8 protein-coding genes are annotated in these 12,288 nt (G+C 74.5%); 6 read left to right on the top strand and 2 right to left on the bottom strand.

What is annotated here, in order from left to right; all coding sequences use genetic code 11:
- Positions 1–181: 181 nt before the first annotated feature.
- Together ACFVU7_RS41710 and ACFVU7_RS41705 are read right to left on the bottom strand one after the other, a co-directional pair.
- The gene (locus tag ACFVU7_RS41710) at positions 182–883 is read right to left on the bottom strand and encodes a response regulator transcription factor (RefSeq protein ID WP_049659142.1); all 702 of its coding nucleotides are present in this window, start codon (positions 881–883) and stop codon (positions 182–184) included.
- Positions 855–1,949 carry a sensor histidine kinase gene (locus ACFVU7_RS41705; protein ID WP_158077755.1) on the bottom strand — a complete coding sequence of 365 codons (1,095 nt, stop codon included), beginning with the start codon at positions 1,947–1,949 and terminating at the stop codon, positions 855–857. Before ACFVU7_RS41705 ends, ACFVU7_RS41710 begins: the two co-directional genes overlap by 29 nt.
- 613 nt (positions 1,950–2,562) lie before the next feature.
- Between ACFVU7_RS41705 and ACFVU7_RS41700 the strand changes: the two genes are divergently transcribed.
- The 6 genes from ACFVU7_RS41700 to ACFVU7_RS41675 all read left to right on the top strand — a co-directional run bounded on the left by ACFVU7_RS41700 (position 2,563) and on the right by ACFVU7_RS41675 (position 12,225).
- On the top strand, positions 2,563–4,272 hold the full coding sequence (locus ACFVU7_RS41700; protein WP_388051549.1) for a 2-isopropylmalate synthase: 1,710 nt from the start codon (positions 2,563–2,565) through the stop codon (positions 4,270–4,272).
- Positions 4,273–4,445: 173 nt separating this feature from the next.
- Complete coding sequence (locus tag ACFVU7_RS41695) at positions 4,446–7,193, top strand: AAA family ATPase (RefSeq protein ID WP_388051541.1); 2,748 nt, start codon at positions 4,446–4,448, stop codon at positions 7,191–7,193.
- Positions 7,194–7,366: 173 nt separating this feature from the next.
- On the top strand, positions 7,367–8,497 hold the full coding sequence (gene dpgA / locus ACFVU7_RS41690; RefSeq protein WP_074004753.1) for a 3,5-dihydroxyphenylacetyl-CoA synthase DpgA: 1,131 nt from the start codon (positions 7,367–7,369) through the stop codon (positions 8,495–8,497).
- 47 nt (positions 8,498–8,544) lie between these two features.
- On the top strand, positions 8,545–9,255 hold the full coding sequence (gene dpgB / locus ACFVU7_RS41685; protein WP_049658312.1) for an enoyl-CoA-hydratase DpgB: 711 nt from the start codon (positions 8,545–8,547) through the stop codon (positions 9,253–9,255).
- Positions 9,256–9,340: 85 nt separating this feature from the next.
- Positions 9,341–10,561 (top strand): (3,5-dihydroxyphenyl)acetyl-CoA 1,2-dioxygenase DpgC, encoded by a 1,221-nt coding sequence (gene dpgC, locus ACFVU7_RS41680; RefSeq protein WP_117490415.1) that lies wholly within the window; start codon positions 9,341–9,343, stop codon positions 10,559–10,561.
- The gene (locus ACFVU7_RS41675; protein ID WP_388051537.1) at positions 10,561–12,225 is read left to right on the top strand and encodes a thiamine pyrophosphate-binding protein; all 1,665 of its coding nucleotides are present in this window, start codon (positions 10,561–10,563) and stop codon (positions 12,223–12,225) included. The genes dpgC and ACFVU7_RS41675 overlap by 1 nt, the downstream gene beginning before the upstream one ends.
- Positions 12,226–12,288 lie beyond the last annotated feature (63 nt).

Raw genomic sequence — 12,288 nt, 5'->3', positions numbered from 1 at the left:
CCGGCCGTCGGGGTGCAGGGGCGGTAGGTGGTCGGCAGGGGTTGAGGCCCCGGCCGGCCGCGGCGAGGCTTGGAACCGGGCCGACCGGGCCGACCGGGCCGACCGGTGCACGGGGCGGCGCGCCGGGCGGGGTGCCGGCCGGCCGCGCGGGGGAGTCGGGAAGGAGCGTGCGGAGGAGGTCTCAGCCCGCCCGGTGGCGGTGGCAGGACTGGTCGTGCGGGGGCGCGATCAGGGAGGCGGCGATCGCCTTGTTCACGGCGTCGATCCGGGAGACCGCGCCCAGCTTGGCGAAGACGTTGCGCAGATGGCGTTTGACGGTGGCTTCGGTGATCGTCAGCCGGGTGGAGATCTGGCCGTTGCTCAGCGCCTGCGCGACCAGCTCCAGGATCTCCAGCTCCCGGGCGGACAGCACGTTCTCGGTGATGCCCTGCATCCGGGCCAGGCTGTCCCGGGAGACGGCCAGGACCATCCGGTCCGAGCCGCGGTGGACGCTGCGGACCGCCGCGAGCAGTTCGTCGCCGCACACGCTCTTCAGCAGGTAGCCCCGGATGCCGGCGTTGATGAGCCGTCGGAGCAACTGGGGGCCGTCGTACATGGACAGCATGATGATCTGCGAGGACGGCGAGAGCGCCCGCATCCTGGTGACGGTGTCGGTGGGCTCGCCGTCGGGGAGTTCGACGTCCAGCAGGACGACGTCCGGCCGGTGCCGGGCGACCTGGGCGATGGCGTCGCCGCTGTTGGCGGCCTCGCTCACCACCACCATGTCGTCCTGCGACTCCAGGATCTCGCGCACCCCCTCGCGGACCAGCGCGTGGTCGTCGACCAGGGCGACGCGGGTGGTGGCGGACGCGGGGTCAGCAGCTACGGCGTCGCGCGGGTTCATCGAGGAGCCGTCCTTTGAGAGGTACCGAGAGATCCACCCTGGTGCCGTTGTCCGGACGGCCGTTGACCAGCAGTCGGCCGCCGAGCAGCTCGGCCCGCTCGCGCATCGAGGACAGGCCGACGCCGGCGTCGGCCGGCCGCTCCTGCGGCAGCCCGCAGCCGTCGTCCTCGACGGTGGCGCGGAGCTCGTTGGGGGTGATCTCGACGTTCACCAGCAGCACCGTGGCCCGGGCGTGGCGCAGGGAGTTGCGGACGCCCTCGCGGAGGATCAGGAACACCTCGTCGAGCACCTCCGGCGGAGCCCAGGCCTCGTCCCCGTTCACCCGGAGCCGGGCGGCCACGCCGTCGGGGCCCAGCGACTCCAGGTCGTTGAGCAGGGCCTTCTCCAGGCTCTTCAACGGCTGGCGGGTGTGCAGGTCGGAGGTGACCGCGCGCAGGTGGTGCATCGACTCCTGGATGGCCTGCTGGGCGGTGGCCAGCTTGACGCTCGCCCGGTCCGGCTGCTTGTCCAGGTAGAGGGTGTAGAGCTCCAGCTGGCGGTGGGTCACGCTCATGCCGTGCCCGATCCGGTCGTGGAGCTCGCGGGCGATCCGGCGCCGCTCGTCGAGCTGCGCCTCGTGGATCTTGTCGACGAGTAACCCGGTGTACGCGGCCACCGACTCGCGGATCCGCAGGGCGACACCGCGCTCCAGCGCGAGGGTGATCAGGGTGAGGGTGTCGACTTGTCTCGATCCGGGCGGAAGGTGGCTGAATATCGTCGACAGCGCCGCGTGGAAGAAGGCCGAGGAGGCCTGGACGGATTCCCGGGGGTGGACCCCGTCCGCCGCGCGTGTCGCGCCGACGTCCCAGGCCAGCAGCTTGCACGTCTGGTCGACCTCGACCTGCCCCACGCGCAGGCTGGTGACCACGTCGGCGACGATCTGACGGGCGGTGGCCAGGGCCTGGTCCAGCGAGGCCGGGCTCTGCGCGATGGCGTTGCCGGCCGCCCGGAGCGAGGCCTCGTAGGCCTCGACTATCTCGGGCGTGCGTTGTTCGATCAGGTCCGCCACCTGTTGGCGAGTCGTCAAGGCTGCCTTCTCCAAACCGGTCACGTGCCGGCCCCCGTGTCGCCTTGGCCAAGCGGGGTCAAGATACCAGAACGCCGTGCGAATTCGAGGGCGTGAAGATGGCCTCCGGGAGCCCCCCTCGCCGGTCGAGCGTGTTCGAATCTTCAACTAGTTCAAAGGCGTGGCCGGAATGCCGGGACCGGTGACAAAGGGGGGGTCGGCCGCGCCGTGAAGAAGTGGACGGCGGCGGTGGCCGGAAGTCGTCCCGTCGCGTCGGCCGCCACCCGGCCGGGCGCGGGCGGAGGGACCGCCGGTGGTACCGGGGCCGGAGCGGAGTGGCCCGGGGGTGGAGTGGCCACTACTCCCTTCGATACCCCCCGCTCATCCCTCCGGCGCGGATGGGCCGACAGCGCCGGCGAGACCGTTGTCCGGGACTACGGCGGCTCTCTAGCGTGACGTTCACAGGACGTCCGCAATCGACCGGTACTTCCTGCATGTCCGCAACAAGAGCATCACTCCGTGCATGTCCGCAACAAGACCAGTACTTCCCGCATGTTCGCAACAAGAAACAGTTGTGAGGAACCAGACCGTGAAGGCTGACCGGCTGCCCCGGCGCTACCAGGCGTTCGTCCCGATGACCCTGCCCGACCGCACCTGGCCGGACCGGACCCCCACGGCGGCGCCGCGCTGGCTCTCCACGGACCTGCGGGACGGGAACCAGGCGCTGGCCCGCCCGATGACGCCGGCCCGCAAGCTCGCCATGTTCGACCTCCTGGTGGCGATGGGCTACCAGGAGATCGAGGTCGGCTTCCCGGTCGCCAGCCAGGACGAGTACGACTTCGTCAGGATGCTGATCGAGCAGGACCGGATACCCGAGGACGTCCGCGTCTCGGTGCTGGTGCCGGCCCGCGACGAGCTGATCGAACGGACCGTGGAGAGCCTGCGCGGCGCCCGCGCCGCCACCGTCCACGTGTACAACGCGACCGCGCCGCTCTTCCGCGACCTCGTCCTCGGGATCGGCCGGCCGGAGTGCGTCGACCTCGCCCTGCGCGGCACCCGGTCGATGATGCGGCACACCGAGCGGCTGCTGGGCGACTGCGAGGTCGGCTACCAGTACTCCCCGGAGCTGTTCAACGAGACCGAGCCGGAGTTCGCCGTCGAGGTCTGCGAGGCGGTGATGGACCTCTGGGAGCCCGGCCCGGGCCGCGAGATCGTGCTGAACTTCCCGGCCACGGTCGAGCGTTCGATGCCGCACGTGTTCGCCGACCAGATCGAGTGGCTGGACCGCACCCTCTCCCGCCCCGAGTACCGCTGCCTGTCGATCCACCCGCACAACGACCGGGGCACCGGGGTGGCCGCCACCGAACTGGCCCTGCTGGCCGGGGCGAAGCGGGTCGAGGGCTGCCTGTTCGGCGGCGGGGAGCGGGCCGGCAACGTCTGCCTGGTCACCCTCGGCCTCAACCTGCTGACCCAGGGCGTCGACCCGGGCATCGACTTCTCCGACATCGACCGGGTGCGCCGCACCGTCGAGCACTGCTCCGGACTGCCGGTCTCCCCCCGCCACCCCTACGGCGGCGAACTGGTCCACACCGCCTTCTCCGGCACGCACCAGGACGCCATCAGGAAGGGCTTCGCCGCCCTGGAGGCCGAGGCCGCCGCCGCCGGCGAGAGCCCGCGCGACCGCGCCTGGCGGATGCCGTACCTGCCGATCGACCCGCAGGACCTCGGCCTCGGCTACGAGGCGGTGGTCCGGGTGAACAGCCAGTCCGGCAAGGGCGGCGTCGCCCACGTCATGAGCGCCCGGCACGGCCTGGACCTGCCGCGCGGGCTGCAGATCGAGTTCGCCCGCACCGTGCAGGCGGTCGCCGAGGCCACCGGCGCCGAGGTCGCGCCGGACCGGATCGGCCGGCTCTTCGAGCGGGAGTACCGGTCCACCGCGGACGAGACCAAGCCGCTGGCCGTGCGCCACGCGCCGGTCCCCACCGAGCTGTTCGTCGACGGGGCCGGCCCCGCCAGCGCGGACGGCACGGTCCGCGCGGAGGAGGTGCGCAGCCTCGGCGCGACCCTGGCGCCCTGGGGCGTCGAGGTCCGGGACGTCCGGCACACCGGCCCCGAGGGCAAGTCCGCGGACCCGGGGCGGGAGGCCGCCGTCTACGCCCGCTGCGCCTTCCCCGACGGGCCGGCCTGGGGCTTCGGCCGGGGCCCCGGCCTGCACGCCGCCGCCTTCTCCGCGATCCGGGCCGCCGCCGCCCGGGCCGGCCAGGGCCCGGCCGAACCGGACCCGCCCGCACCGGAGCCGGCCCGGGCCCGGGGCGCCGCCCCGCTCCCCGCCGAGCGCCGCTGAGCACCGCTGAGCCCGAACACCAGCTGGGCCCACCACAGACCCACCGACGGGGCACCACCGGGAGCCCCGGAGCAGCACCGAGCACCACCCAGCACCACCCGAGCACCGCTGAGTCCCACGCAGCCGGTTCCCCCACCCACACCCGCACGTACGCACGAGAGAAAGTCTGAGCAATGATGCTGGTCGAACGCGATGAGCACCTGGCCTTCCTGGCCGGTCTGCTGACCGAGGCGGTCGGGGGCAGGGGACGGATCGCCGTGGTGAGCGGCCCGGCGGCCACCGGAACGAGCGCCCTGCTGGACGAGTTCGTCGAGCAGGCGGCCGGGGCGGGCGTCCTGCCGCTGACGGCGGTGGGGTCGGCCGCCGAGACCGGCCTGCCGCTCGGCGTGCTGGGCCAGCTGCTGCGCGGCGCCCCGGTGCCGGCCGAGCAGCGGGCCGCCGTCCGCGAACTGCTCGCGGCCGGCCCGGACCGGCGGGAGTCGGCCGCCCGGGAACTGAGCGCCCTGCTGCTCGACCTGGCCGAACGGCAGCCGCTCGCCCTGGTGGTGGACGACGTCCAGCACGCCGACCCGGACTCGCTGGCCTGCCTCTCCCACCTGACCCGCCGGCTCGGCCGCTCCCGGATCATGGCGGTCCTCGGCCGGACCGGCCGGGCCGCCCACCGCACCGCCGAGTTCCACCAGGAGCTGCTGCGCCGCCCCGGCTGCCACAGCCTGGTCCTGCCCCTGCTCACCCCCGACGGTGTGGAGCGGCTGGTCGCCGAGCGCCTGGGCCGGGAGGCCGCCGACCGGCTCGCCGCCGACTGCCACCGGATCAGCGGCGGCAACCCGCTGCTGCTCACCGCCCTGCTCGACGGCCAGCTCGCGGCGGTGCGGGCCGGCACCGCCGACGGCGGGCTGGCCGTCGCCGACGGCTACGGGCAGGCGGTGCGCGACCTGCTGCACCGGAGCGCCCCCGGGCTGCTCCCGCTTGTCCAGGCGCTCGCCGTGCTCGGCGCCCCGGACGGGGTCGGCCGGCTGCTCGGCGTGGACGGCGCGGAGGCGGCGCGCGGCCTGCGCGAGCTGGCGGACTGCGGCCTGCTGGCCCCCGACGGCTTCCGCCACCCGGCCGCCCGGGCCGCCGTGCTGCTCGACACCGGCTCCGAGCGCAGGGCCGAACTGCACGGCAGGGCCGCCGGACTGCTGCACGCGGGCGGGGGCGCCGCGGCCGCGACGGCCGAGCACCTGCTCGCCTCCGGGCGGGTCGAGGAGGCCTGGACCGTCCCCGTACTGGAGGAGGCCGCCACGCTGGCGCTGGCCGAGGGCCGGGTCGGCCAGGCCGTCGAGTACCTGCGGCTGGCCTGCCGGGTCTGCGCGGACGGGCCCCGGCTGGCCCGGATCAGGACCGCCCTGGTCCGCGCCGAGTGGCGGATCAACCCGGGCGCCCCGACCCCGCACCTCACCGAGCTCACCACCGCCCTGCACCGCGGCCACCTGCGCCCCAGCGACGGCCTGGTGCTCGCCAAGGCCCTGCTGTGGCACGGCCGTTTCGAGGAGGCCAGGGACGTGCTGTCCCGGCTCGGCCTGGAGAGCGGCCCGCACGACCCGGAGACCGCGGCCGAGCTGCGGACCACCCGGCCGTGGCTGCGCTGCTGGTACGCGCCGCTGCTGGCGCACGTGCCGTCCGCCGAGGAGGAGCCGGACCCGCGCCCGGCGCCGTCCACCGCGGTCAGCTGGCGGCTGGAGGCGGCCACCGCGCTGGACTCGGTGCTCAGCCGCGGCCCGTCCGAGCAGGCGGTCGCCGAGGCCGAGCGGATCCTGCGCACCTCCCGGCTGGACGAGACGGGCATGGACACCGTCGAGTCGGCGCTGCTCGCGCTGACCTACGGCGACCGGGCCGACCGGGCCGCGCCCTGGTGCGACGGCCTGATCGCGGAGGCGGCCGCCCGCCAGTCCCCGGGGCGCCAGGCCCGGTTGGCGACCATCCGGGCCGAGATCGCCGTACGGCAGGGCGACCTGCCCGGCGCCGAGCGGTACGCCCGGCAGGCGCTGGAGATCATCCCGGCCGGCAGCTGGGGGGTGGCGGTCGGCGGCGCGCTGGCCAGCCTGCTGACCGCGCTGACCGCGATGGGCCGCCACGACGAGGCCGCCGACCAGCTCAACCTGCCCGTCCCGGAGGCGATGCTGCAGAGCCGCTACGGCCTCCACTACCTCCAGGCCCGCGGCCGGTACCAGCTGGCCACCGGCCACCTGAACGCCGCGCTCGGCGACTTCCTCGCCTGCGGCGAGCTGATGCGCCAGTGGGGGCTGGACGTGCCCGGCCTGGTCGCCTGGCGCGGCGAGGCCGCCGAGGCGATGCTCCAGCTGGGCGACCGCGACGGGGCCCGGCGCCTGCTGGAGGAGCAGCTCGCGATGGTCGACCAGTGCGCGCCGCGGGCGCGGGGCGTGGCGATGCGCCAGCTCGCCGCCACCGGCGACCTGCGCCAGCGCCCGGCCCTGCTGCGCAAGGCCGCGGACGTGCTCCAGGAGGCCGGCGACCGGTACGAACTGGCCCGGGCGCTCGCCGACCTGGCCAGGACCTACCACGACCTGGGCGAGCTGCGCCGGGCCAGGCTCACCGCCCGCCGCGCCTGGATGCTGGCCGAGGAGTGCCAGGCCCAGCCGCTCACCCGGCTGCTGGGCGTGGAGTTCGGCTGGAGCAGCGGCGGCGACCAGTCGGCCCGGGAGAGCGCCCCGGCGGTGTCCGACGCGGTGCTCAGCGACGCCGAGTGCCGGGTCGCCGAGCTGGCCGCGCACGGCTACACCAACCGGGAGATCGCCAAGCGGCTGTACGTGACGGTCAGCACCGTGGAGCAGCACCTGACCCGGGCCTACCGGAAGCTGCGGGTCAGCTCCCGGGTCGACCTGCCCACGGCGATGGGCGCGCTGACCCGGGCCGGCTGAGCCCCGGCCGAGCCCCCGGCGGGCCCCTGGTCGAGCCCCGGCGGGGCCGGGCAGGGGGCCCCGCCGGGACAGGGGGCCCTAAGGGGCGGACCGGGGTGTTCGAGCGGGTCCGCCCCTGCTGGAATGCGTCTGTCAGTCGTCCATGGCCGGAATTTTCCAGAAAGGGGGGCGACATGGCGCTGACCTTGTCAGAGAAGGACGTGCCACCGCTCGCGGAACAGGACGGGGCATTGCCCCGGATCATCGGCATCGCCACCGCGAACCCGCCGGACTCCTATGCGCAGAGCGATATCCTCGACATATTCGGGATAACCGACCAGCGCATTCGGTCGCTTTTCATGAACAGCGCGATCGACCGCCGTTTCCTCATTCTCCCGCCGGAGGGGCCGGACGGCGGGCGCCGGATGGAGACCCAGGGCGAACTGCTCCGCAAGCACCGGGCGTCGGGCGTGGAGACGGGCGCGCGGGCGGTGCGCGAGTGCGTGGCCCGCACCGGCCTCGACCTCTCCGAGATCGGCTACATCTGCTGCGTCACCACCACCGGTCTGCTCACCCCCGGGCTCTCCGCCCACCTGATCAAGGAACTGGGCCTCGACGTCCGGACCAGCCGGCTCGACGTGGTCGGCATGGGCTGCAACGCCGGGCTCAACGGCCTGACCGCGGTGGCTGGTTGGGCCGCCGCCAACCCCGGCCGGCCGGCCCTGATGGTCTGCGTCGAGACCTGCTCGGCGGCCTACGTCTTCGACGGCACCATGCGCACCGCGGTGGTCAACAGCCTGTTCGGCGACGGCGCCGCGGCGGTGATCCTGATGGCCGACCCGGACGGCCTGCTGGACCGCCCGGAGAGCGGCGTGCGGGCCGAGGGCCCGACCGTCCTCAAGTTCTCCAGCCGCATCATCCCCGAGGCCGTCGACGCGATGCGCTACGACTGGGACGACGACCAGGGCAAGTTCAGCTTCTTCCTGGACCGCGACGTGCCGTACGTGGTCGGCGCGCACGCCGAACTCGTCGTCGACAGGCTGCTGGAGGACACCGGCCTGCGGCGCAGCGACATCGCCCACTGGATCGTCCACTCCGGCGGCAAGAAGGTCATCGACTCGGTCCAGATCAACCTCGGACTGACCCGGCACGACGTCCGGCACACCACCGGGGTGCTGCGGGACTACGGGAACCTCTCCAGCGGCTCGTTCCTGTTCTCCTACGAGCGGCTGATGGCCGAGGGTCAGGTCCGGCCCGGCGACCTCGGGGTCTTCATGACGATGGGCCCCGGATCGACCATCGAGACGGCCCTCGTCCGGTACTGACCGGAATGCACCAGACACAGCCCGCACCTTCCGAAAGAGGAATTCCCATGTCCGTCAGCGAACTGCTTCCCGAACGCACCGGGTCGGCCGGGCGCCACGTCCTGATCGACTGCTCCGCGCCGCTGACCGAGCAGCTGATCGGCCAGGTCGTCGAGGTCTGCGACGAGCTGGAGGACGCCGACCGGGCGACCTTCGCCGTGCTGCACGTCGAGGGGACGGCCGGCGTCCGCGAGCAGGCCTGGCCCGGCGAGGTCGGCATCCACCTGGTCAACAAGTGGGAGCGCGCGCTGCGCCGCCTGGAGCGCGTCCCGGCCGGCGTCCTCGCCGTCGCGGCCGGCGAGTGCGCGGGCCCGGCGCTGGACCTGCTGCTGGCCGCCGACCACCGGATCGCCACGGCGGACACCCGGCTGAGCCCGGCGGTCACCGCCGGCCGGCTGTGGCCCGGCATGGCCGTCCACCGCCTGGTCCAGCAGCTGGGCGTCGCCCGCGCCCGCCGCCTGGTGCTGTTCGGCACCGAGGTCACCGCGGCGGAGGGCGCCGAGCTGGGCCTGTTCGACCGGGTCGTCGAGGACCGCGCGGGCGTCGCCGCCGCCGTCGAGAGCGCCGGCGCGCTGCTCGGCGGGCTGGTCGGCGGCGAGCTGGCGATCCGTCGCCGGCTGCTGCTGGACGCCACCACCACCAGCTTCGAGGAGTCGCTCGGCGCCCACCTGGCGGCCTGCGACCGGACGCTCCGCAACCAGTCCGCCGACCGGGCCTGACCCGTCCGGCGCCCGACCGTCCCGCGCCCGGGCCGGCCGGCGCCCGACCCGACCCGTACCCGACCCACCGAGGGAAACAGCTGTCATGACCGTCCCAGTCTTCACCCTGGACACCGCGCGCAGCGTGGACACCGCCCCGGAGGCCAGGCTGTCCCGGCAGCGCTTCCTGCGGGAGCACGTCGCAGAGGTCTACGGTGCGCTCACCGAGGAGCGCACCGTCCACCTGCGACTGGACGAGCTGCTGCGCCGGGCCGGGGAGCGCCACCCCGGCCTGGTGCCCGGCGAGGCGCAGCTGGCCGCCGAGCACGGGCTGCGGCAGGCCGACAAGGAGGGCCTGGAGATCGACCAGGGCATCTTCCTCCAGGCCGTCCTCGCCCACCCCGAGTGCGGCCGGCACCTGATCGACGCGATGCTGCGCCCCACCGAGCGGGCGCTGGCCCTGCTCCCGGAGTTCAGCCGCACCGGCAGCGCCGACCTCGGCGTGGTCCGGATCGAGCGCCGCGACGGCACCGCCCACGTGACCGTCCACAACGACCACTGCCTGAACGCCGAGACCAACGCCCATGTCGAGGACATGGAGACCGCGGTGGACCTCGTCCTGCTCGACCCGGCCACCGAGGTCGGCGTCCTGCGCGGCGGCGAGATGACCCACCGGCGCTACCTCGGCCGCCGGGTGTTCAGCGCCGGGATCAACCTCACCGAGCTGCACGAGGGCACCATCTCGTACGCGGACTTCCTGATGCGCCGCGAGATCGGCTACATCAGCAAGATCTACCGCGGCCTGCTGGTCGACGACGACCGCGCGTGGCCGCAGCGCACGCTGGAGAAGCCCTGGGTGGCCGCCGTGGACACCTTCGCGATCGGCGGCGGGGCGCAGCTGCTGATGGTCTTCGACCACGTGATCGCCGCCGCCGACAGCTACTTCAGCCTGCCCGCCGCCCAGGAGGGCATCGTCCCCGGCCTCGGCAACCTGCGCCTCACCCGGCTCGCCGGCGGCCGGGTCTCCCGCCAGGTCATCCTCGGCGGGCGCAAGATCCGGGCCCGCGAGCCCGACGCCGCCGCGCTGTTCGACGAGGTGGTCGAGCCCAGGGCGATGGACGCGGCCGTGGAGGCCGCCGCCGCCCGGCTGGCGAGCCCCGCGGTGGTCGCCAACCGGCACATGCTCCACCACGCCGAGGAGCCCGTCGAGACCTTCCGCCACTACCTCGCCGAGTTCGCCCTCCAGCAGGCCCTGCGGCTGTACGGGCTGGACGTGATCGCCAAGGTCGGCGCGTCGTGGACCCGCCGCCCGGCGAAGGACGCCTGATGCGCCCGGTCGAGGCGATGCTGGAGATCCTCCGGGCCGAGGGCGTCACCACCGTCTTCGGCAACCCCGGCACCAGCGAACTGCCCTTCACCGACGCGCTCAGCGCGGCCGGGGACATCGACTACGTGCTCGGCGCCCACGAGGGCTCGGTGGTCGCCATGGCGGACGGCTACGCCCGGGCCACCGGCCGCACCGCCTTCGTCAGCCTGCACATCGCGGCCGGCCTCGCCAACGGCCTGGTCGGGCTGCTCAACGCCAGCCGCTCGCGCACCCCGATGGTGGTCACCGCGGGCCAGCAGGACCGCCGCCACCTGGCCTGCGACCCGATGCTCTCGGGCGACCTGATCGGCCTGGCCTCGGCGGCGGTCAAGCAGACCTTCGACGTCCAGCACGCCCACGACCTGCCGCTGATGCTCACCCGGGCCTTCGCCGCCGCCCGGCGGGCCCCCGCCGGGCCGGTGTTCCTGTCCATCCCGATGGACCTGCTCACCGAGGACGTCGAGGTCGAGGTGCCCGGCCGTTCCACCCTCGCCCCGCAGGGCCTGGCCACCGAACTCGCCGCCGCCGCCGGGCTGCTGGCCGCCGCCGAGCGCCCCGCCCTGGTGGCCGGGGACGCCGTCGGCCGCGACGGCGCGGTGGCCGAGCTGACCGCGCTCGCCGAGGCGCTCGGCGCGGTGACGTACCACCAGCCGATGAACGACAACCTGGACTTCCCCACCTCGCACCCGCTGTACGGCGGCATGCTGGGCGCCACCCACGCCGCGATCCGGGAGACCCTGGCGGCCCACGACACCGTCCTGATCGTCGGCACCCACGCCTTCATGGCCCACCACTACACCCCCGGCTCGCCGATCCCGGAGACCACCACCGTCCTCCAACTGGACGCCGACGCCGCCGAACTGGGCCGCAACTTCGGCGTCCGACTGGGCCTGCACGGCGCGCTGCGGCCCTCCCTGGCCGCCCTCGCGGAGCAGCTCGCCGGACGCGTCCCGCGGGCCGCCGAGCGGACCGCCGCCGCCGGCCGGCGGGCGGCGGCCGGGTGGGCCGCCACCGACCGCGCCGCGCTCGCCGCGTACGGACCGGGCCCGCTCGACCCGCTGGCCGCCGCCCACGCGGTGGCCGCCGGACTGCCCGAGGACGCCGTGGTGGTCGAGGAGGCCATCACCACCGGCCTGCGGCTGCGCCAGGTGCTCCGCCAGGACCGCCCGGGCTCGTACCTGCACACCGTCGGCGGCGGCCTCGGCCACGGCATCGGCGCCGCCGTCGGCCGCCGGATGGGCGACGACAGCCGCCCGGTGGTCGCCGTGCTCGGCGACGGCTGCGCGATGTTCGGCCTCCAGGGCCTGTGGGCGGCCGGCCACTACCGCGTCCCGGTGACCTTCGTGGTGATGAACAACGGCGAGTACCGCACCCTCAAGGAGACCCTGGACACCTGGGACAGCCGCTCCACCCGGGGCGGGCGCTACCTCGGCCTGGACCTGGCCTTCGGCCCGGACAGCGGCCGCCACCGGCTGGACTTCCGGGCCGCCGCCGAGTTCTTCGGCATCGAGGCCGTCCGGGTCTCCCACCCCGCCGAACTCACCGAGATCGTCGCCAAGTCGGCGTCCGCGACCGCGCCGCTCCTGGTCGACGTGCCCATCACCGGGCACACCCCGCCTCGTTGAACCGGGGGCGTGCCCGACGGACACGCCCCGGTACGCCGTTCGTCGGGGCCGAACCACTGACAA

This window comes from Kitasatospora sp. NPDC058046, assembly GCF_042885595.1.
In the GTDB taxonomy this organism is placed as follows: Bacteria; Actinomycetota; Actinomycetes; order Streptomycetales; family Streptomycetaceae; genus Kitasatospora.
The sequence above is the reverse complement of the archived record's forward strand: the minus strand, read 5'-3'. Positions and strand labels throughout refer to the sequence as shown.